18 protein-coding genes are annotated in these 20,768 nt (G+C 40.8%); 11 read left to right on the top strand and 7 right to left on the bottom strand.

The genetic code is table 11. From position 1 onward, the window contains the following. Positions 1–76 precede the first annotated feature (76 nt). Both BW976_RS22795 and BW976_RS22790 read left to right on the top strand, forming a co-directional pair. Complete coding sequence (locus BW976_RS22795) at positions 77–430, top strand: YciI family protein (RefSeq protein ID WP_076376859.1); 354 nt, start codon at positions 77–79, stop codon at positions 428–430. A 229-nt stretch (positions 431–659) separates the two neighbouring features. Next, positions 660–1,889: an RNA polymerase sigma factor gene (locus tag BW976_RS22790; protein WP_076376857.1), complete on the top strand. Its 1,230-nt coding sequence runs from the start codon at positions 660–662 to the stop codon at positions 1,887–1,889. Between the two features lie 6 nt (positions 1,890–1,895). On the opposite strand, the gene BW976_RS22785 is transcribed toward BW976_RS22790, so the two are convergent. Next, positions 1,896–2,486 carry an RNA polymerase sigma-70 factor gene (locus BW976_RS22785; protein WP_076376855.1) on the bottom strand — a complete coding sequence of 197 codons (591 nt, stop codon included), beginning with the start codon at positions 2,484–2,486 and terminating at the stop codon, positions 1,896–1,898. Between the two features lie 334 nt (positions 2,487–2,820). Between BW976_RS22785 and BW976_RS22780 the strand changes: the two genes are divergently transcribed. Next, complete coding sequence (locus tag BW976_RS22780) at positions 2,821–3,213, top strand: nuclear transport factor 2 family protein (RefSeq protein WP_076376853.1); 393 nt, start codon at positions 2,821–2,823, stop codon at positions 3,211–3,213. Between the two features lie 67 nt (positions 3,214–3,280). On the opposite strand, the gene BW976_RS22775 is transcribed toward BW976_RS22780, so the two are convergent. Both BW976_RS22775 and BW976_RS22770 read right to left on the bottom strand, forming a co-directional pair. After that, complete coding sequence (locus tag BW976_RS22775) at positions 3,281–3,529, bottom strand: hypothetical protein (RefSeq protein WP_139332393.1); 249 nt, start codon at positions 3,527–3,529, stop codon at positions 3,281–3,283. Positions 3,530–3,572: 43 nt separating this feature from the next. Then, on the bottom strand, positions 3,573–4,523 hold the full coding sequence (locus BW976_RS22770) for a DUF6268 family outer membrane beta-barrel protein (RefSeq protein ID WP_076376849.1): 951 nt from the start codon (positions 4,521–4,523) through the stop codon (positions 3,573–3,575). 839 nt (positions 4,524–5,362) lie between these two features. Between BW976_RS22770 and BW976_RS22765 the strand changes: the two genes are divergently transcribed. Then, the gene (locus BW976_RS22765) at positions 5,363–5,794 is read left to right on the top strand and encodes a DUF1801 domain-containing protein (RefSeq protein ID WP_076376847.1); all 432 of its coding nucleotides are present in this window, start codon (positions 5,363–5,365) and stop codon (positions 5,792–5,794) included. Between the two features lie 27 nt (positions 5,795–5,821). Here BW976_RS22765 and BW976_RS22760 read toward each other — a convergent pair whose 3' ends face one another. Both BW976_RS22760 and BW976_RS22755 read right to left on the bottom strand, forming a co-directional pair. Next, positions 5,822–6,148 carry a helix-turn-helix transcriptional regulator gene (locus BW976_RS22760; protein WP_076376845.1) on the bottom strand — a complete coding sequence of 109 codons (327 nt, stop codon included), beginning with the start codon at positions 6,146–6,148 and terminating at the stop codon, positions 5,822–5,824. Positions 6,149–6,384: 236 nt separating this feature from the next. Then, the gene (locus BW976_RS22755; protein WP_076376843.1) at positions 6,385–8,853 is read right to left on the bottom strand and encodes an outer membrane beta-barrel family protein; all 2,469 of its coding nucleotides are present in this window, start codon (positions 8,851–8,853) and stop codon (positions 6,385–6,387) included. Positions 8,854–9,240: 387 nt separating this feature from the next. Here BW976_RS22755 and BW976_RS22750 point away from each other — a divergent pair, with 387 nt between their 5' ends. From BW976_RS22750 to BW976_RS22740, 3 genes are all read left to right on the top strand, one after another. After that, on the top strand, positions 9,241–10,392 hold the full coding sequence (locus BW976_RS22750) for a sensor histidine kinase (RefSeq protein WP_076376841.1): 1,152 nt from the start codon (positions 9,241–9,243) through the stop codon (positions 10,390–10,392). 108 nt (positions 10,393–10,500) lie between these two features. Beyond that, positions 10,501–11,241, top strand: coding sequence for a LytR/AlgR family response regulator transcription factor (locus BW976_RS22745; RefSeq protein ID WP_084192318.1), 741 nt, complete (start codon positions 10,501–10,503; stop codon positions 11,239–11,241). Between the two features lie 213 nt (positions 11,242–11,454). Further along, positions 11,455–11,964 carry a hypothetical protein gene (locus BW976_RS22740; RefSeq protein WP_076376839.1) on the top strand — a complete coding sequence of 170 codons (510 nt, stop codon included), beginning with the start codon at positions 11,455–11,457 and terminating at the stop codon, positions 11,962–11,964. A 166-nt stretch (positions 11,965–12,130) separates the two neighbouring features. Here BW976_RS22740 and BW976_RS22735 read toward each other — a convergent pair whose 3' ends face one another. Together BW976_RS22735 and BW976_RS22730 are read right to left on the bottom strand one after the other, a co-directional pair. Beyond that, positions 12,131–13,471 (bottom strand): FAD-binding protein, encoded by a 1,341-nt coding sequence (locus BW976_RS22735; protein WP_076376837.1) that lies wholly within the window; start codon positions 13,469–13,471, stop codon positions 12,131–12,133. Positions 13,472–13,523: 52 nt separating this feature from the next. Next, complete coding sequence (locus tag BW976_RS22730; RefSeq protein ID WP_076376835.1) at positions 13,524–14,393, bottom strand: hypothetical protein; 870 nt, start codon at positions 14,391–14,393, stop codon at positions 13,524–13,526. Positions 14,394–14,568: 175 nt separating this feature from the next. Between BW976_RS22730 and BW976_RS22725 the strand changes: the two genes are divergently transcribed. From BW976_RS22725 to BW976_RS22705, 4 genes are all read left to right on the top strand, one after another. Next, positions 14,569–15,093, top strand: coding sequence for a hypothetical protein (locus BW976_RS22725; protein WP_139332392.1), 525 nt, complete (start codon positions 14,569–14,571; stop codon positions 15,091–15,093). A 226-nt stretch (positions 15,094–15,319) separates the two neighbouring features. Next, entirely contained in the window at positions 15,320–15,913 is a 594-nt protein-coding gene (locus tag BW976_RS22720) for an RNA polymerase sigma factor (protein ID WP_076376831.1), read from the top strand. A gap of 126 nt (positions 15,914–16,039) precedes the next feature. After that, complete coding sequence (locus BW976_RS22715; RefSeq protein ID WP_076376829.1) at positions 16,040–17,137, top strand: FecR family protein; 1,098 nt, start codon at positions 16,040–16,042, stop codon at positions 17,135–17,137. 232 nt (positions 17,138–17,369) lie between these two features. Beyond that, entirely contained in the window at positions 17,370–20,756 is a 3,387-nt protein-coding gene (locus BW976_RS22705; protein WP_175614160.1) for a TonB-dependent receptor, read from the top strand. Positions 20,757–20,768: the final 12 nt, after the last annotated feature.

Below are 20,768 nucleotides of genomic sequence, written 5' to 3'. Positions count from 1 at the left end.
GAATGTCCAGTTCCATCATGCTCACTTGATATGAGACTGTAATTCATATATTTATTAACAATTAAAATTCGAAACAATGGACGAATTCATTTTAATATTCAGGCATGAGGATGGTACTAAAGTAGCTTCTCCTGAGCAGATAGAAGTTTGGATGAAACAAACTATGGATTGGATAGGTGGCATTGCGGCTCAAAACAAATTTAGCAGCGGTACTGGTTTACCCTTTGATGATGCCAAAGTAGTTTGGCATAATAATGTAGTAACCAACGGCCCTTTTGGCGAAATCAAAGAAACCATTGGAGGGTATATTATTGTAAAAGCCAATTCTGTTGAAGAAGCGGTTGAGTTTGCCAAGGGTAGTCCGGTATTACAGGGCGATGGTAATAGCGTTGAGGTGCGCAGGATTGCCAAACGCGACGGTGTAGATTAAATTATGGAGGCCGTATCATCAATCAAATTGACTATCACCGGTCTTGTACCACCTACAAATTAACATTAAGCAGGTGATATTTATGCAAAAAAGTGGGTTTACATGGTTTACACAATTTACGGTTAACATTGATTTACACAACTGATAATCAATTAATTATATATTTTATCAGGAAAATTATGTAAACCCACTTTTGGGTTAATTGAGTCAATCCAACCCTCATCTTACCATGCAAAAACAGGAACTCATACCACACTTGTTCAGAACCGAATACCGGAAGATAGTAGCTGTACTTTGCCGCCGGTTCGGTTTTGACCAAATGGAGACTGCCGAAGATATTGCCAGCGATACGTTTTTAGCTGCGGCACAAACCTGGGCTTTTCAAGGCGTTCCGCCTAATCCAACCGCATGGTTATATAACGTGGCCAAAAATAAAGCCAAAAATCATCTGCAGCGTAATACCGTTTTTGAAAGTAAGGTATCGCCCGAAGTAAAAATCAACGCTTCTGAATTTCATGAATTGGACATCGATCTGTCGCCACAAAACATCAACGACAGTCAATTGCAGATGATGTTTGCCATTTGTCACCCTGCTATATCGCCCGAGGCACAAATTGGTTTATCACTGCGTATTCTTTGTGGTTTCGGTATTGATGAAATTGCCGAGGCTTTTTTGACCAATAAAGAAACCGTTAACAAGCGTTTATTCAGGGCTAAAGAAAAGATCAGGAACGAAAAACTAAAAATTGAGCTGCCCAGTCCCGCTGAAATTGATGATCGCCTTGAAAACGTATTAACAACCATATACCTGTTATTTAGTGAGGGTTATTATTCAGTTAGTCAGAATCAAACGCTACGTAAGGATCTGTGCTTTGAAGCGATGCGTTTGTGTAATATGTTGATTGAAAACAATAGCACCAACAAACCGCAGGTAAATGCCCTGCTATCGCTCATGTGTTTCCATGCTTCCCGCTTTGAAGCCCGCCTAGATAAAAACGGAGAGCATATTTTGTATGACGATCAGGATGTTAGTCTTTGGAACGCTGACTTCATTAGCAAGGGCGCCTATTTTTTAAAATGTGCCACAACCGGCAACGTCCTTTCCAAATATCACATCGAGGCCAGCATAGCTTATTGGAGTACTCAAAAGAAAGATACTAAAGAAAAATGGGAAAACGTGCTGCAACTATACAATCGTTTATTACAGATAGCTTACTCCCCCATTGCCGCGCTGAACCGTACCTTCGCCTTATCAAAAGCCAACAGCAAAGCCGAAGCGATTGTGGAAGCCGAGAAATTAAAGCTAACTGATAATCAATTTTATTTTACCCTACTGGGTGAGCTTTATACCGATATTGATAACGAGAAAGCAAAAAGTAATTTTAAAATAGCCCTTTCCATAGCCCGCACATCTGCTGATAAACAGGTGATTCAAAAGAAGCTTGAGATGCTACAGTAATCATATTTATTTCTTGAAAGTAAGTACCGCTAATGCAAACCAGGTAAATAATTCGGGCGAGAGTTTTACCCGCAGCAGTTCCAGGGCTCTTTGTTTTTGCTTTTTTACCGTATTGATAGACATATTTAGCTCATCGGCAATTTCCTGATTCTTTTTTCCGTCGAAATAACCCATGATAGATATCGATCTGTAATTATCTGGCAGGGCATGGAGGGCAGCATGAATTTCGGCCATAGCCTCGGCCGTAATCATGGCTTCAATTATTGGTGGTTCTTCAGGTTCAGTATTTCCATAATATTGTATATAGCCCTCTACTACTTTATGATGCCTAATGCTGTTAAGGCTTGCGTTACGAACTGAGCTATATAGGAAATTCTTGATGGCTATGCTATCCTGCATTACCGTTTCGCGGTGATTCCAATATTTTATAAATGCATCCTGCACAATATCCTCGGCATGATCTTTATCCTTAAGCAATTGAAAAGAAAAATATACCAGCCTGTCGTAATGTTCTTTGAAAAGAACATCCAGGTCTATTTGTTCAATTGACCTGTCCGACTCGCTTTTGTGCGTAAATATTCCTTTTACAATGCTCATCTATCCGTTGCAGAAATAATTTATGAGCATTAAACACATCATTTTTGATGCATCATAAATACCCGGTTCAAAGTTGAACTTTACGTGTTCAATTTAAGTTAAATCCGGGTTAATAAATAATGTTATTACAGTAACTTTTCAGTTGCAAATCGCATAGCAAATTAAAAAGTTGTGGTACATGTCTGTTATCAGAAACCAATTAACACCAATAATTACTGCATATTTATAATAAATCAGGTGAAAATAACCGCAAATAGTCCAATAGTTCCCCGTCATCATCTATTTTTCCAGACGGACTTTTGCTGTTGCTTTGCATCATTAAAACAACAAATAAATGAAAGACCATAAAAAGTTAATAAAAGAAATATTTCAAAACATTTTTGAAATCCCAGGCTATGACGAAGCCATTGTTAAACGTTATTTCAGTACAGATTATGTACAACAGGTAGATGGTAAAACATTACATTTCAGCGAGTTTACGAAACACATTAAGGCAGTTAAAGAGGCTATAGCATCTATATCTATAATTTTTGACACGATAGCCCAGGATAACGATATTATTTTCACCAATCACCGGGTGATGGCGATCACGAAAGAGGGTCGTTCAGGCGAAGTTCAGGTAATAGCTGAGTTTCACATTCAGGATGGGCAGATAAACTATTGCAATGAATTAACCCGCCAGATCAGCGGTGACCCACGCGATGGAGACCTTGGTTCAAGACATTAATGCCACAATAAAGCTCTAAAAGCCACCCGAAATAACCGGGTGGCTTTTTTTATAAATACTGACCTACTTATAAAAGCTCACAAAAATATCCGTTATTATTCATCAACTTAATAACTCTTGGCACCGGGACATGTTCTCCCTCAATCCGTAAAACACGGTCACAATCTTCCAGATCAAAATTTATTTCGATACCGGGAATATATTGTCTGAGTTTAAGGATAAGTATAACCGATTGATCAACATTTTGAACATCTGTTTTAAAAACTTCTACTGTGGTAACTGTCAGCGTTGGTGCATATGTCTGTTTAATCATCATTACTTTGTTTTAGGGGAATAAAATTGTACGGTTCGAAGGATTTTTAGAATCGGTAGTTAATGCCGGTTGAAACAGCAACGCCTGTTTTCTTTAATTCTGTTAAAGGAGCACCTCTTTTGTCGAGGTTGTTAAATGGTACCCAGTTAACTTTTTGGTCTTTATCATACAGATCAAGCTTTTGGACTACATTATACCCGGCACTCACCTCTACCGAGAAATTCTTAGCCAGCGCATAGTTGTAGTATAGCGAAGCCTTGAACTGCTGTGCCTGGAAATAGTCGGAGTTCATCTTTTTTGATAAACGATAAGTGCCACCACCGATGCCAAAATCGCCACTTAAGCCAAAATTACTTTTCTTGGATAGCTTATAGTTTAGCTTTTCAGAAACCGGGATGGTTCCTGATAAACTTAGTTTGTCGGAAATATTCCAATCAATACCAAATACAGGAACAAGTACCGAACCAAAGAATTGTTTAGAATAGACTACTCCTATTGAATAGGTGAATTTAGCTGATTTCCTGATCTTTAACATAGCCACTCCTGTATAAAGCATATCATTACCGGAGATGTCTTTCAGATCAGATGACAGTGTTGGTACAGCTGAAATAAGCAAGGCATATTTGGGCGAAAATGCCTTTTGAAAGGTAAGGGGAACCGAAAATGAGTGAAAGTTGTTACCCCCAAACTGATTGCCCATGCCAGATAGAAATAAGCCGCTGTACCCTACTCCTGCCAGGAAAAAATCAACTTTACCATTTTGCATCTTACTGTATAAGGGTAAGGTAAGGCTGCCGTTCACTTGCTGTATATTCATATCCTTACCGTCAATTTTAAAGGGAGAATAGGTATAATCAGCTTCAAATGAACCTAAATTAGGTACCGACGTTATGGGCGCAGATACGCCTTCCTCTACCGGTGTATTTTGCTGTGCCTGTGCTGATAGCGCGAATGATACTGTAACTATCGCAATTAAAGACAAGATCTTTGTTTTCATGAGTTGTTGTGGAGTTTTTTTGATTATTTGATGATTTGTTTTACCAAACCGGCTACCAGGTGGATCCTCCCTTGTATACAGTTTGATGTTGCTTTTTTAATTCATATTTCTCTTGAAACACGTTCAGGTTCATTTACCCTTACTCGTCATGAAAATATTCTGCAATACAGTCAAGCTAAATCTGCTTAACCCTTAGTCTTTATTTAAATTATTTTCGGCAAATGACATTTTTATGATTAAGCGGATCATAAGCAGTAGGAATAAAACAGGGCGTTAAAAGCCAGACAAACCGGGGTCTGGTTTTAAGGATAGTCTGGACTAATAGTTATTCGGATGTGTCAGATACAGCTCTAACCAAAATTGATCAGGCACTTGCGGATTGGTGCCGTCAAAAACTTTTTAAACCTTAAATTTTAACACTTTTCTGCTCAAAAACGGGGTAAAAACGGGGCAAAATTCATTCAAAACCATCGATTTTAACACTTTTTAACAAATTTTAACATGATTTTGATGCGTTTTGAAAGGTTTAAAAAGTATCAAATAATTGATATTCAATACATTTAACACAAAATGGTTGATTTTTGACCTCTATTTTCTCTTAACAAAACGGCCTGGTTCTCTTTTTTATCAGAAAACCAGGCCGTTGATTATGGTAAATATACGAAAATTCAGGCGCAAAACCAAGACATGGATAGCACCTCGGCCTGAAATTTGAATGATAAACAGATAAAAGAAGAAAGTACTTTTGAAGGAAGGTAAACGAAATGAATAAGTGTATGACTAAAAATAAAGCGAAATTTAAAAAGGAAAAGTAAGCAACCCATAATTCCATATTTCATATGAACGTACAAGAACAAATCAAAGAGTATATAAACAGCCAACCTGAGGCAAAGCGTAGCGATATGCAAGAGTTGCACCATCTTGTAATGGAGGTTTTACCAGGGGGTAAATTATGGTTCGATGATGGTAAAAACAGCGAAAATAAAACCGTTAGTAACCCTAATATAGGCTATGGGTTTTACACCATAAAATATGCTGATGGGAAAACCCGGGATTTTTTTCAGATTGGTTTAAGCGCAAACACAACCGGAATCTCTATTTATATCCTTGGTATTAAGGATAAAACATACTTAGCCCAAACATATGGGAAAGAAATAGGCAAGGCGAGCGTGACCGGGTATTGCATTAGGTTCAAAGCGCTGAAAGATATAAACATACATGTACTTGAAGCGGCAATACGCTATGGGGTTGAGGCTACCAATGAAAATTAAATTTCACACTGAAACACTATCAAAACCCTATTTTGCCACATTATTACCAGCCTGGAGTAAAGCCAGAACATCGTTCTTCAAATGATCAGGTATCAATATAATGCTTTGGGAAACCTGTCCGAGATCCTGAATATTGACAGGGGTTTCAGGCGCAGGACTACGGTAGCCTTTCAGAATAAAATAACCTTTTTCATTTTCATATTGCACGGTTATTCTTAATTCGGTAAGCAGCTGAATATCGCGGTAAAGGGTACGGGTGCTGATATGGAATCTCTCTTTTAAGTAGTCAACCGTTACCACCTTTTGGGTTTGTAAAACGGCCAGCACCTCCAATAGCCTGTCTGTCCTGTTCATTTAGCTTTGTATTTCTATACAAAACTGGTACAGGGCCGTGACAGCAGTATGTCAGCAGGACTTTAGGACTTTAGGACTTTAGGACTTTAGGAAGAAGGATTTCTTATCGCCTGTGTTTTATTTTTTTGTTCTTTACTTCAAAAATCCTTATTCCCAAGATCTTTGATCCAAGAATCTTTACTTCCAAAGTCTCACAGTCCAAAAATCCCAACAATCCTAAGTCTCAAAATCCAATATTAATCTTTCCTCAGCCTATCCCTTTCGTCCCCAGCTCCCTGCTTGGCCTGGCTGCTTGCCCGCGTGCTGCCAAATGATTTGGAATAGGTGAGTTTGATGATGGGGAACTTGCTCGATTCTGTATGTACATCTACATAGCTTTTGATATTAAAAGGTTCCTGCGTTAACGTGCCGTAATGAACATGCACCCTTATGCTTCTTAAAATATCGGCTACAGAAAGCTGAAAACTCCCACCATTATTATTTAATTCCTTTTTTATGCCCGCGTTCAGGGAGCCAAGACCATCAATTTTTGTGGTACCGTTATACCATTGCGAATTGTACCAGCCCGAAAGCTCCAATGAATATTTTTTCGGGAGCTTAAATGATTCATTAAAGTTAGATGTATAAATAAAATAGCTTTTCTGGAACGGAAATACCGAATAGCCGCTCCCCTTAAACTGGCTCAGTCCGCCTGTAAAACTGTAAGTCATGTCCCACCAGTTGTTTATTTTAAAGGGCAGGTTTACCTGAAAAGTAAAGTTGCTTTGGTAGCTCAGGTTTTGAGGTGAAATATACAGCAGGTCTTTTGAGGGCCCGGTGCTGAGCTGATACCGAGCTATGGGGTTATCATCGCGGCTATAAAGCAGGGAGAAGGAATAATCACGATAATTATAACCCAGTTTTATGTTATTGGTGATAGTAGGTTTCAGGAAAGGATTACCGGTATACACAGCCGTAGGGTCGCTGTAGCCCACATACGATGCCAGGTCGTTATAAGTAGGCCGGTTAATCCGTTTGCTATAGGAGAATTGCAGTTCGGCATTTTCGTTTAGTTTTTTCGAAAATAAGATACTGGGGAACAGTACACCCAGTTTACGGTTAACCAGGCTCTTACCTGTGTTAGGATCATCCATGTCAGTGTAGGAGTACTCATACCTTACCCCTACAGTCAGATTCATGGATGTACTTATTTGCGAATTAAATGAAGCATAAGCGGCCCCGATACCTTCTTTCATATAGATCTGATTAGCCGATTCTGTTCTTTTAACCCATACATTATCCAGCAGGCTTTCCAGGCCCGATGAGCTGGAACTGGTGGTATAGGTTCCTTTGATGCCTGTTTCCAGTTTCAGTTTAGTACTCAACTGTTTAGTATAATTAACCTTAGCTACCCCTACTTTAATGGTTGTAAGAGCAAAACCCCGTTGCTGCGGCGAATTTAAACTATCGTTAGTCCCCGCCACCTGCCCATGCTTATTCACAAATGTAGTTTGCACCTGCGATGGGTTATCGTTATGGTAATAGATGTAATCCGCGTCAAAACTGAGTTTCTCACCAGTATTTATTTGCTGGTCGATACCGACCGAACTCACCAGGTTATTCCAGCTATTTTGAGAGGTATTTAGTCCATCATAGGTTAATAAAGAATCAGGCAGTACATTATAAAGGGCGTGATTAGTAGTAGTATAATCCGCATTGCTGCTATTGTAGGTAATATTACCGCTTAAAGTTGTTTTTGAACCGAGTTTTATATCGGCCCCTATATTGGCATTATGATCATTCTGTACCCGTTTGGTATGGCTATTAAAAACAACCGCTACATTACCGCCCAGGAAAGGCATATTCTGGGTACTGGTAATAAACAGATCGGTATAGGTTCTGTCGTGCGAAAAGGTGTAGAAACCATATAAATTCACATTTGTTGTATTGTGCGCCAGGTTAAAGCTTGCCGTACCCTTTTCGCCCCAGCCATAACCACCCGTTGCGGAAAAAGAGCCGTTGGTACCTTGTTTTTTGTTCTTTTTGGTTACGATGTTAATGATACCTGCGCTGCCTTCGGCATCATACCCGGCCGGCGGGGTACTGAGTAATTCTATTTTTTCGATGTTGGCGGCACTCATACCGCTGAGCATATTCACTACCTGATCCATCGGTATACGCATCAGTTTGCCATCCATCATCACCATTACCCCGCTTTTACCATTTAAATTGATGCTATTGTTTCGATGGTCGATCACCACCCCGGGCGACCGCTCCAAAACCTGCAGCGCACTGCTCCCTTTGGTCAATAAGCTACTTTCCACATTCACCACCATGCCGTCTGGACGCTGCTGATACAGTGGTTTGCTGGCTTTAATCACTACCTCGCCTAACTGCCGGGTAGTTTCCTGCATAATGGTAGTACCAAAATTCTTGTTAGCCGTACGGGCGTTAATCCCAAAAACAGGTGAATCCCAGGTTTGGTAGCCGATACTACTGAGCCTGAGCTTATAATTCCCTACAGGCGTATTTTCTATCAGGTAAATACCATCGGCGTTGGTTTGCGCGCTTCTTACTGCCGATGTATCTGTGGCTTTAAGCAGCAATACATTGGCAAACGAAAGTGGTTTGCCATCGGTCGTCACGAGTTTTCCGCTTATCTGCCCAAAGGCGTTTTGCATCAGCAGAAAACATAAAATATTTAAACAGAGGGCTTTGGTTTTCATGTCCGGCTTGTTTATCCGGTTCAAAGAAATATCGGTGGCTGGTAAGATAAAAATGAGAATGACCAGTGGCTGGTTATAATTGATAAACTACACAAAAGCAGGTAAAAGCTATAAAAACGATAGTTGGAGCGGGTTAATTTACCGCTTATACTCTGGGTGATGTAAATGGTCAATTACTTTATGGCGTTCATGTATTGGGGATGTATATAATAATAGTAATTGCGTAACTTTAAGATATTTAGCGATTAGTCATTCGGAAACTAAAAAACATTGTCATTTCGAACGAGGAACGAGGAGAAATCCTATAGAGCCATACAAAGCGAACACTGCTCACAGCAGAAGATTTCTCACTATCGTTCGAAATGACATCCAGGATTTAAAAACAAAATGAACGCATTAGCAGCCGATAAATTAAGCCAGAACTGGTTGTTTAAATACAAGCTGTATCACATTCCGTTTTGGTGCGTTTATCATTATTTTTGGTGGGTAATTGCCGTGGGCGATGCTTTGGCGGCCGCAAGTTCTATGTTCTTTTCGGCTTATACTGTCAAGATCCTCTTTTATGTAATCTTTCAGGCGCTTGCGGTATATTTTAATTTATATTTCCTGATACCTCGTTACCTGGAGAAAAACAGACTGCCGCAGTATATTATTTACCTGGCTATTACCATTATTTGCGCCTCGTCGTTAATAAACACAGGCTATTATTTAAGCGCATTTTTGGCCCATTGCACCATAACAAAAATGTTTGGGGCCGAAGCAGGCAGCTTTTTCCATTTTTTTAATACTTCGCTCCCATCCACTTTGGCCAGTATGACGCTTGCGATGAGCATCAAGCTAACCAAAAACTGGATTCAGGCCCAGCGGAAGCAACAAATTATGGAAAAGGAAAAGCTGGAAACAGAGCTCAAATTTTTAAAATACCAGTTTAACCCGCATTTCCTGTTCAACAGCATCAATTCTATTTTTTTCCTGATCCACAAAAACCCGGATATGGCTTCCGATTCGCTGGCCAAATTTTCGGGACTGCTGCGGTACCAGCTGTATGAATGTAACGATCAGCAGATCTCACTCGACAAGGAGATCACCTACCTGAAAAATTTTATCGAGCTGGAAAAACTTCGTCAAAATAATAATGTGGAGGTAATATTTGAGGTTGAACAACCAAGTATCGAATATTGGGGCATAGCGCCATTTATACTCATGACCTTTGTAGAAAATGCATTTAAACACGTATCCAAACATAGCGACAGCCCCAATTGGATCAGCATAAAATTGAGCACCAACGAAGGGCAGCTAGATTTGCTGATCACTAACAGCACATCGCCCGACGAAGCAAACGAAGCGGTGACTTACGGCGGCATTGGTTTAAAAAATGTACAGCGCAGGCTGGATCTGCTTTACCCCGACCAGCATGAGCTGGATATACAGCATGCCGACAATTGTTTTGAGGTTAAGCTCCGACTAAAACTGAGCGAACTGGGATTTGAGAATAAGGACTTTTGGAACAAAGAACATGGGTTATTAGAACAAGGATAGAAGGAACAAAGAGCAAAGATTTTTGAAGCAAAGAATAAAAAGTAAAATCATGAATGACAAGAATCCTTGCTCCTTGTTCCAAAAATCCTTAATCCAAAAAATTAAAAGATGATCAACTGTGTAATTATTGACGATGAACCATTGGCCCGGGAAGGCCTGGCCAACTATGTAAGGGAAGTTGATTTTTTACAGTTGACGGGCACCTGCGAAAATCCGATCGCGCTGATGAAACTGCTGGATGAGCACCCCGTCGACTTGATATTCCTGGATATACAGATGCCCAAAATGAATGGTATCGATTTTTTAAAGATCGTGCAGAACCCGCCCATGGTTATCATCACCACCGCCTATCCCAGTTATGCGCTGGAAGGTTTCCAGCTTAATGTGCTTGATTATTTATTGAAGCCCGTTACGTTCGATCGTTTTTTTAAATCGGCTAATAAGGCCAAAGATTATCATCGGCTGCTTACCCAATCGGCCCAAAGCGGTATTCAAAAAGAGGAACCTGACGCCGATTATTTCTTTATCAAATGCGGTAACAAATACGAAAAAATCTATTTCGACGACATTATGTATGTGGAGGGTATGCAAAACTATGTGAGCATTTACACGGTAAAGGGCAAATACATGACGCTGCTGAACCTCAAAAACCTGGAGCAGAACCTGGATAGCCGGGCTTTTATCCGCGTGCATAAATCATACATCGTTTCCATCAGTAAAATAGAGGGGCTTGAAGGCAACGAGATCTTTATACAAACGCACCGTATATCTATTAGTCGCAACTATCGCGAACAGGTAATTGCCCAGGTGGTGGAATGTAAGCTGTGGGATAAAATAAAGTTGTCCTGAGGGGGAACGGCATCAATAAAAAAATGTCATTTCGAACGGAGAGAGAAACTATCTCTTGAGCGACAGCGAAAAATCTTTTACGATTGATAAGCTTTGCGTAAAAGATTTCTCCTCGTACCTCGTTCGAAATGACATTTCCTTTTGCGTGAACCTCAGGGCCCATTTCAGGAGGCCCTGAGGGGACGAAAAGGATTACTAAACATAAATTGATTTATGGAAATAAAATATCAAACTGTACTCAATAATAACCCTGTAATTAGGCCAACAGCAGGTGATATGGCTGATGGACGTGATCATTCTTTTGTTCTTAAACCACTAACTATTGATGAGATCATCAGTTTAGAAACTACTTATAATAGCGGCAATCAATTCCCTACCTCCTTGAGAGAACTGTTGTTCATTGCTGGCCAGGATTGTTACGTTTTGGATTATGGGTTGAATGAAAATCAGGAAGAAATGCAGGACGATGCCCGAGGCTGGTTAGTAGACCGGAGTCTCAACATCATTACACGACCTTTCTTTGTGATAGATGTGCATAGAGGAAGCTCTATTTTTTTATTCGTGTATTTGGATGAAGAAGTAGATGATCCAATAGTATATCAAGCTGATTTAGATAAAAACTTAGATCCAGATTACCCCAGATTAACAAATTTAGAAGCTAGCTTGTCATCATTTGTAAACGCCAGAATTAGTTATCTTCTACGTGGGATTAACCCCTATTGAATTATAAATTCAATACCTTAATAAAACCCAATGTCATTTCGAACGGGGTACGAGGAGAAATCTTTTGCGCTGGACTTATCGCGCGCAAAAGATTTTTCGCTGTCGCTCAAGAGATAGTTTCTCCCTCCGGTCGAAATGACATACTTGATTTTATTCTTATCCTCAGTTACCCGTATATCTCCTTACTCAAAAAATCATTCCTAAACTTTCCTTTCGGATCATACTCGGCAACCAACTTTTTAAAATCGTTCAGTTTTTCATAGCGCGATTCCAGAACTTTGGGTGCCATGGTAAATATTTTACCCCAATGTGGCCGAGCATTAAAAGGAGAAAGCTCTTTTTCAATCAGCGGCAGCAGTTTTAGCACTGCGGCTGTTTCCTGTTTCCAGGTAAAATGAATGGTAACCGAGGTTTGATTATGGCATGGGCTCATCCATAATTTGTCGGCGGCAATGGTACGGATCTCGGTGATAAATAAATGCGGCCCGATCTGTTTGCCCAAACGGGCTATGGCACTTATGGCTTCTACCGCATGGTGTATCGGCACAAAATATTCCGACTGCAGCTCTTTACCGCTGCTGGGGGTAAATCCCATCTTAAAGTGTGGCAGGCGTTCATACCAAGGCCCGGGTACGCCCATTTGCTCGGTACAGTTTTCGGCAGAGAGGGCGATGATAGGGTGTACATTTTTTGTTGCGGCTTTGGCTCCGTAAAACTCGGGGCCATTGTGGTCTTTATCCGTACCGATGCGGCTTTTTATCCAGACCTCATTGATGCTATCCTGCTGCCAGTCGGTAAATAAACTAACGCTGTAGCCGGCAGACACTATTTTTTCAAAGTTTTGCTTTACCTGTGCCATGGGCATCCGGGTAAATACCCGCTGCTGCATCATATAAGTTGGCTCCACCTGTAAGGTGACTTTGGTGATAACACCAAGGGCGCCAAGGCCTACAACCGCCGCGTTCAGCTTTTCTGCATCTGTAGCTTTAGACAAGTGGACGATATTGCCATCGGCCGTTACAATTTCCAGGGCTGTAACCGCGCTGGAAAGGTTACCGTTTTTAACACCAGAGCCATGCGTTGCCGTGGTGATAGACCCAGCCACTGAGATATGTGGTAAAGAGGCCAGGTTATTTAAGGCAAAACCCACTTTATGCAGGTACGGGGCCAGTTCGCCGTATTTAATGCCCCCTTCAACGGTAACCGTGTGCCCTTTTTTATCAAGGCTCAGCACCTTATTCAGCTCTTTAGTGGAGAGCAGGTTGTCTTTACTATCGGCAATGGTATTAAAACAATGCCTTGTGCCTAATACCTTAAGCTTTGCATGCGTTTTAACCAGCTGTTGAACTTCCTGAACTGATTTGGGGTAGAATACATGATCGGTGCTGAAGGTAAGATTACCGGCCCAGTTTTTTAAACGTGGAGCCTGGGCCCAGCCCTCTAACGATGACAATAACGGTGTGGCCATTAAGGTGGTGCTTAATTGAATAAATGTTTTTCTTTTCATAGCGTAATAGGTTATTACAATGTAACACTAAAAATCAAGAATCAATAGCATTTCAATCAAGATACTTTTTGCCAAACCAGCAATGTTTTGCTGATACATTATTCTCCCTAATAAGATCTGAGTGATAATAGTCGAGTAGCTTTTTCTTTTTTACCGGTTTAATGATTTCTATCTCGTCAGGTTCATTTGCCTGATCGGTTATCTTATTGATGGCTAAAACCGCAGCCGGCTTTTCAAATGATCTGCTTATGGTAATAGTATCCAGGAATAAAGGGGACGGCAGGGGCGGTAATGTATCCCTTGCTGCTGTTGGCTGATCATTTTGTATGGCTTCAATGGCGACATTTTTACTTCGCAGGCGCTGAACTGTTACAGGTATGAGTATGCGGGATTCTGTTTCTTGGATCTGTGTTATCATCTGTGGTTTGGCCGCTTGTAATACTTCCCGGTAATAACGTTCATTGAAGCGCATGGAAATAGCCTCTTCCGCGTTGCCTGTTATACCCATGAGCAAAGTGCCCAGTCCCACGCCCAGCCAATAACTTTTTTTCACCGTAAAAAGCAATAGGACACCGGCAAGTGTCAGCACACTCCAAACTATCCTGATACGCAGCCAGGAATGGTGCGTCCGTTCTACTTTCGATACTTCCTCTTTGAAAAAAGCCTGTTTGTTTTCCTGGTATAAACGCAACTTTTGGGGCAGCGCTTTCCTGGTTACGTATCCATCGCCAAAACCACCTATACCCATTACCAGGCCAATAACAAGAAAAGGCAGCGATAGTCCTTTTAATAAGGATAGCGGTTTGGCAAAACGCCATAATACCAGCCCGGCTATTAATAAGAATACGCCTAACGCCGCTCCGGTAAAGCCATGCCTCGATTCGGTATGATAGTATTGCAGTATTTTTTGAATAAAGTCCATGCTAAGGGATATAAAATATACCGGTAAAATTGAACAATAAAAAAGTACAGAATTTTGGTGAGAGGCTCAGTTTTACTTTGTCACAAAGCTCAATGATAAGTTATTCAGTATTAAAACATTTCAATACATGATACGTTCAATAATTAATCAATTAAACCAAACAATTAATACCGTTATGAAACATGCATTTATTTTTGGTACCAGCATTTTTTTAAGCCGCCAAAACACCCTGACCTACACAGACGGTGATAAAAACACCGAATTTTTAAAGGTACTTTCATTTTATAACCATCAACGGGGCTCAGAAGATCGTTCACTCGTTATTGATGCCAACATCACTTCTTTAACAGGTGAGGTCATCAAAATAAGCGGCAACAAGTTGGAGAGCGGGCCATCGTCTGTTCATGTTGAAACAGACGCCAATCGAGTTTGGGTATTTCAAACCGGTCACCACGAGCCGGTATTAGATGTTTACCAGTTAAATGAGCATGAATTTCATGGTTTAGGCAGCCATATTGTGAACGAGATAGGTGTACAACAACCAGATGCCGTACTCACCATTAAAGGAAACTTTAAGGTTGATGGGGCACACTTCATGATCGAAAATGAAAAGATGTTTATCAACCATAACGGTTTTGCTAATGGCGTAGAGAATGCACATGAAGGCATCCTTTTATCTGCCGGAGAGCCAACTCATTAAGTTACATTAAATATTACTGTTTTTGAAAAGCCCCTGGATTGCATCCTGAGGGCTTTTTATTTGTTTGAACATTTTTTTACGCGTTTGGCCACAAACCCTTAGGGTTAATTAACTTTTGAATAACTTTGACTTTATTTGCCATAGTCAATTTAAATCAGATCAATAGGTATCAATTCCGGATCTGAATAGTATCTATGGAATAGGTTGATATGAAAGTGTAACCAAAATGGGTCCCGATAACGATAAGCTGATTATTACTGATGATTCTGAACTTTGGGATCTGTTTAGGGATGGCGATGAATTGGCCTATACCCAGCTTATTCAAAAGTACTCCAAACCTCTTTTTAACTATGGCTACCGCATTTACCAGGACAAGGATTTCCTGAAGGATTGTATACAGGATGTATTCCTGGAGTTATGGAACAGAAGGCTGCGTATTAGCCCCACCCCGGCTGTAAAATGGTACTTGTTTAAAGCCGTGCGCCTGCGCATATTCCGCGATCAATCCAAATGGAACCGCAGCGAGGAGCTTGATGAAAATTATGAGTTTTTGGTTGAATTTAACATTGAATCGAAAATGATAACCGACCTGGAAACCAAAAATTTAAGCTCCAGGATACAACAGGTACTAAACGCCCTCCCTCCCCGCCAGCGCGAGATCATGTACCTCCGTTTTTATGAGAACCTTGATTTTGATAACATTTCACAGATCATGGAGATCAGCAAACAATCGGTTCATAACCTCCTGCAAAAGGCTTATAAAAACTTCAGGACAGAATGGGTTATCTTATTGATTGCGTTTTCAAGCCTGGATTTGTAAATTATACAATTGTTTATCAGACAGTTATAGTAAAATCACAAAAAATATTAAATTTTTCATCTTTCAAGAGGGTAATATCCAGTCAATTCGGAATATATAGGTTATAACCAATTGAATCTATTTCCTGTGACCAGCTACACGAATTACGAAGTCGAAGACTTTTTACATGATGATTTTTTTATTGACTGGGTTTTAAAAAGCCAACCAGCTCACCAGGTTTTCTGGAAGCAATGGCTTGTTGAAAATCCCGATCGAAAAAAGGTCGTTGATCAGGCGCGAGCCATTATATTATCTATTAGGGTTAATCCGCTTAAAGAGGAATTGACCAATGCAGAGCTAAGCGCCATGGTAACCAACATCCGCCAACAAACTCTTGAGCAGGATGAACCCAATGTATTCAGACCCCGGTTTTACCAAACCGGCTGGTTTCGCGTTGCCGCCACGATTGTACTTGTTACTAGTGCCGGCTTTCTTTTTTTTAAGAAATATAATCATCAGGCATTACCGGCCAGCCAGGTTGCACAGGCCGATTCATTTTTGCAAGTAGTTAACCATACGCCGAACTCAAAGCTGGTGCAGATGAGCGATGGCAGCCTTGCAGTTTTAAAACCAGGGTCGGGACTTAGATACCTGCGCTCATTTCATGATAAAAGAGAGGTTTTTTTAGATGGAGAAGCCTTTTTCGAGGTACACAAAAATCCACAAATGCCTTTCCAGGTGCATAGCCATGATATGGTTGTGCGGGTGTTAGGTACCAGCTTTACTGTAAAAAGCACACAAAATAACCAGAGCTTTAAGGTTGTGGTAAACACTGGTAGAGTATTGGTTTATAACCAAAAAACCACAACAAAAGCAGGTAAGCATCAAAATGAGATTATTCTAACGCCTAACCAACAAGTTACTTATACAGAAAAAGAGCTAAGTTTTAAGAAAGAAACACTCGCGGTGCCATTAAAACTATCCAAGGAGATAGCGAAAAAAGATTTCACTTTTGATAATGCCCCTCTATCCGCAATTATTGACAGGATAAATAAGGATTATGATGTAAATGTTGAATATGATAAAACTAAGTTGGGAAACATTGGTCTTACTATGTCTATTTATGACAGGCCGTTGGACGAAAAAGTAAAACTGATATGTAAGGCTATTAATGCCACCTGCCAATTTACCGATGGCCGTATTATTATCAACAGCCAAAATCTAAACCCTATACCAACCAATTAACCTATTATTAAACCTATTTAATATGATGAGAGAAAGAAATACTTAAACCCACCTAAAAAACAAACCGGCAGTATTTGCGGTACTGCCGGTCCAAATGTTTAGCCCCAAAATGATCGATACTCATTTACTGTAACCTCTTGTAAAGGTTGAGCAGGGGCTTTTTTGTCAAGTTATTAACGAATCATTAACTCTAACCAAATTTATGAAATATAAACCTATACTCGTAAAAATAATGAAGATCACATTTTTACAGTTAACATTAAGTCTCTCATTATTAGGAAGCGCCATTGCAAAAGATGGTAAAGCGCAGGCCATTTTAGATACGAAAATTACTGTGAGCGAAAGCAATATCGCGCTAAAAGCAGTCATCAAAAAGCTGGAACAGAAATACCATGTCAACTTTGCATTCAGCCCGGCGCTAATCAATGATAACCAAAAAGTGAATGCATCATTCACAGACAAAACGTTAGGAACCGTATTAACTGAACTATTTACGCCGCTTAACCTGGCTTATGAGGTTTCAGGTGATGTAATCGTGATCAGGAATAATACCTCCGAGATAGTTATGAAAAGAGCCGACCTGGATATGACCCAGGCCCCTATCACGGGCAATATTATCGATGATAAAGGATTGACGGTTCCTGGTGTTACGGTAACTATTAAAGGCACCAAAACCGGAACAGTTACAGATATCAATGGTAATTTTTCGCTTAATGTAAGTCCGGGTACGGTGTTGGTTTTCACTGCCGTAGGTTTTGAGCCAAAGGAAATGCTTGCCACAACCGAGCCTATGAAAATTACCATGGTAACATCAAACAACAACCTTGCAGAGATAGTAGTGGTAGGTACCACCTTCAAAAAAGGCGATCTTACAGGCTCCGTAAGCAACGTAGATGCCAAAACATTGCAGGAACGCCCGGTTACCAATGTTAGCAGTGCTTTACAAGGTCGTGTGGCTGGTGTATTTATTGGCGGTGGCTCTAAACCAAGTGATGATCCCGTGATCAAAATCCGCGGTACCAATACCATCAATTCCGGCTCAACCCCTATTTATGTAGTGGATGGTTTGATCATGGAAAACAACCTGGGTGGCTTCAATTCCATCAATATGAACGATGTTGAATCAGTGTCTATATTAAAGGATGCTTCTGCTACGGCGCTTTACGGTTCACGCGGTGCCAACGGTGTAGTGGTTATCACCACCAAAAAAGGCAAGAAATCATCTGGTGATGGCACCATCAGCTATGATGGCTGGGCCGGCTTTTCTAACTATGCCAAAAGACCTGAAACCATGAGCGCCCAGCAGTTGTTTGATTTACGGGTAGATGCTTATGCCAACGGCTACATTAAAGATAACCCTAACGCCAACAGACAGGATTACATCAATAATACTTTGCTTAAAACCAACCTGGCATTTTCGCAGCAGGAATTTGATACCAATAACAGCGGTAAAAGTTATGACTGGCTTAAAGCTATCTCACAAACTGGCTATCAGCAAAACCATGCATTAAGCTTTGCAGGTGGTACAGAAAAAGGCTCATTTTACCTGAGCTTGGGGTATGCCGGCACAAAGGGGCTTATTCAAACCGTAAATCAAAATAAATATACCGGCAGGTTTAATGCTGATTATTTAATTAAAAAGTGGTTAAAAATCGGTACCAATACCGGTTACACCCGTACAGACGACACCCAGGCCGATGACGATGCATATAACCAGGCTATCAATGCTAACCCTCTTTTAAACTATGCCCCATACAGGGCAACAGCTACCAGGTATACTCCTAATTACCTTACCATATATTATCGTGCTCTGGGCCAAAACAGTAACAATAATTTTAACCCGTTCAACGCGCTTAATATTACCCGCGATCAAAACCGTAACCGCCTGGTAACATCAAACTTTGTCAATGTAAACCCAATACCTGGTTTGGATATACGCTCCACCTATTCTGTTGACTACGGTCAGCAAAGCTACTCTACCTTTACGCCGAATAACATACAGGAAGCTATCCGCAACTATAATGGCGATGCGCGTGCCAAGTCAGAACGCTGGAATGATCTGTACTGGCAATGGGATAATACGGCTACATATAGTAAAACCTTTAACTCCAAACATCGCATTACCGCCTTATTGGGTACCAGTGCCAGTAAGCGTACCTCTGATGATGTTTGGGCCCAGGGCGACCGCTTTGCAAGTAATGACCTTTTATATCATGATCTTGGAGGCGCAGCAGCACAGGACAAAACAACCATTTGGTCAAACTATTATGCCTACTCCATTTTTTCGGTAATCGCTCGTTTTACTTATAGTTATGATGACAAGTATTTTCTGACAGCTACCGCCCGCGATGACGGTTCTTCCAGGTTTGCTCCCGGGCATCAATATGGTATTTTCCCCTCAGCTTCAGTAAGATGGGATATTCACAAAGAAGATTTCCTGAAACAGCAGAAAGTATTTGATCAATTGAGCCTTCGGGTAGGTTACGGTGTTGTAGGTAACCAGGACATTACCAATTATGCTTTCCAAACGCTGTATGGTTCAAAGGTGAACAATAACAATGCCTTGCTATCCAATGATGGCCTTAAAGGTAACCCTGATTTGACCTGGGAAAGGCAAAAACAAGCCAACCTTGGTTTGGATATGGCATTCCTGAACTCGCGCCTCTCTGTTACTGCTGATGCGTTTTACATCAACAATGATAACCTGCTGCTTGATCGTGGCCTGGCTACCACCACCGGGTATACTCACCAATTACAAAACATTGGCCGTGTAAATAACAAAGGTATCGACCTGTCATTAAGCGGTCAGGTAATCAAAAGCAAAGACTGGAACTGGTCATTATCGGGCAATATATCATTTGCCAAAAACACCGTAAAACAGTTGTACGGCAATGCTACAGTGATATATAGCACTTCGGGCGATAGTCGTGAAAACAATTTATTTATTGGTCAATCACTGCATAGCATCTATACCTTGCGTTCGGGCGGTATAGCACAGGAATCAAACCGTGCAGAATGGCAGGGACTTAATTATAATGGTAAAACAGTAGGTCTGGGCGATTTATTCGCGCTGGATGTTTCGGGCCCTAACGGAGTTAAAGACGGCATTGTTAACCAGTACGACAGGCAGATTGTGGGTAACGAAGATCCGAAATACTATGGTGGCTTTTCAACAGACCTTTCTTATAAAGGCATAGTTCTGAACGCTGTATTTGTTTACTCGCATGGCGCCAAAAAGATTAGTAGTTATTATGAAGGTTTGATCAACAGTGTTGGCTCAAGCATGGCTTCAACCGATCTGTTAAACCGCTGGACACCAACCAACACCAATACCAATATCCCCCGTGTAATTGACAATACCAGCTATAACCGGTATAACCCTTCCGATCTGGACTATGCCATTCAGGACGCCTCTTATCTGCGTTTATCGGCACTTACTTTAGGATACAACCTGCCGCAAAAATTGCTGAACAGCTGGCATGCCAATCGGGTACGGATATACGCCACAGGCTCAAACTTGTTCTGTATTACCAAATACAAAGGGCTTGATCCGGAAACCGGCGATTACGGTTATCCGCCGGTAAGGACATTTGTTCTTGGGGTAAATTTTGGATTTTAAACTTCAATGCAA

The sequence above is a fragment of the Mucilaginibacter lappiensis genome (assembly GCF_900155965.1).
GTDB classification, from domain to species: Bacteria; Bacteroidota; Bacteroidia; order Sphingobacteriales; family Sphingobacteriaceae; genus Mucilaginibacter; species Mucilaginibacter lappiensis.
Note: the sequence above shows the minus strand (reverse complement) of the source record. Positions and strands in the feature narration are given on the sequence as shown.

What these genes read in the sequence shown, in the direction of transcription:
- BW976_RS22795 (WP_076376859.1), top strand. Translation starts at nt 77, where the DNA reads ATGGACGAATTCATTTTAATATTCAGGCATGAGGATGGTACTAAAGTA.
- BW976_RS22740 (WP_076376839.1), top strand. Translation starts at nt 11,455, where the DNA reads ATGGAAATAAAATATCAAACTGTACTCAATAATAACCCTGTAATTAGG.
- BW976_RS22770 (WP_076376849.1), bottom strand. Translation starts at nt 4,523, where the DNA reads ATGAAAACAAAGATCTTGTCTTTAATTGCGATAGTTACAGTATCATTC.
- BW976_RS22775 (WP_139332393.1), bottom strand. Translation starts at nt 3,529, where the DNA reads ATGATGATTAAACAGACATATGCACCAACGCTGACAGTTACCACAGTA.
- BW976_RS22745 (WP_084192318.1), top strand. Translation starts at nt 10,501, where the DNA reads ATGATCAACTGTGTAATTATTGACGATGAACCATTGGCCCGGGAAGGC.
- BW976_RS22750 (WP_076376841.1), top strand. Translation starts at nt 9,241, where the DNA reads ATGAACGCATTAGCAGCCGATAAATTAAGCCAGAACTGGTTGTTTAAA.
- BW976_RS22720 (WP_076376831.1), top strand. Translation starts at nt 15,320, where the DNA reads ATGGGTCCCGATAACGATAAGCTGATTATTACTGATGATTCTGAACTT.
- BW976_RS22790 (WP_076376857.1), top strand. Translation starts at nt 660, where the DNA reads ATGCAAAAACAGGAACTCATACCACACTTGTTCAGAACCGAATACCGG.
- BW976_RS22755 (WP_076376843.1), bottom strand. Translation starts at nt 8,853, where the DNA reads ATGAAAACCAAAGCCCTCTGTTTAAATATTTTATGTTTTCTGCTGATG.
- BW976_RS22765 (WP_076376847.1), top strand. Translation starts at nt 5,363, where the DNA reads ATGAACGTACAAGAACAAATCAAAGAGTATATAAACAGCCAACCTGAG.
- BW976_RS22780 (WP_076376853.1), top strand. Translation starts at nt 2,821, where the DNA reads ATGAAAGACCATAAAAAGTTAATAAAAGAAATATTTCAAAACATTTTT.
- BW976_RS22785 (WP_076376855.1), bottom strand. Translation starts at nt 2,486, where the DNA reads ATGAGCATTGTAAAAGGAATATTTACGCACAAAAGCGAGTCGGACAGG.
- BW976_RS22725 (WP_139332392.1), top strand. Translation starts at nt 14,569, where the DNA reads ATGAAACATGCATTTATTTTTGGTACCAGCATTTTTTTAAGCCGCCAA.
- BW976_RS22735 (WP_076376837.1), bottom strand. Translation starts at nt 13,471, where the DNA reads ATGAAAAGAAAAACATTTATTCAATTAAGCACCACCTTAATGGCCACA.
- BW976_RS22730 (WP_076376835.1), bottom strand. Translation starts at nt 14,393, where the DNA reads ATGGACTTTATTCAAAAAATACTGCAATACTATCATACCGAATCGAGG.
- BW976_RS22705 (WP_175614160.1), top strand. Translation starts at nt 17,370, where the DNA reads ATGAAGATCACATTTTTACAGTTAACATTAAGTCTCTCATTATTAGGA.
- BW976_RS22760 (WP_076376845.1), bottom strand. Translation starts at nt 6,148, where the DNA reads ATGAACAGGACAGACAGGCTATTGGAGGTGCTGGCCGTTTTACAAACC.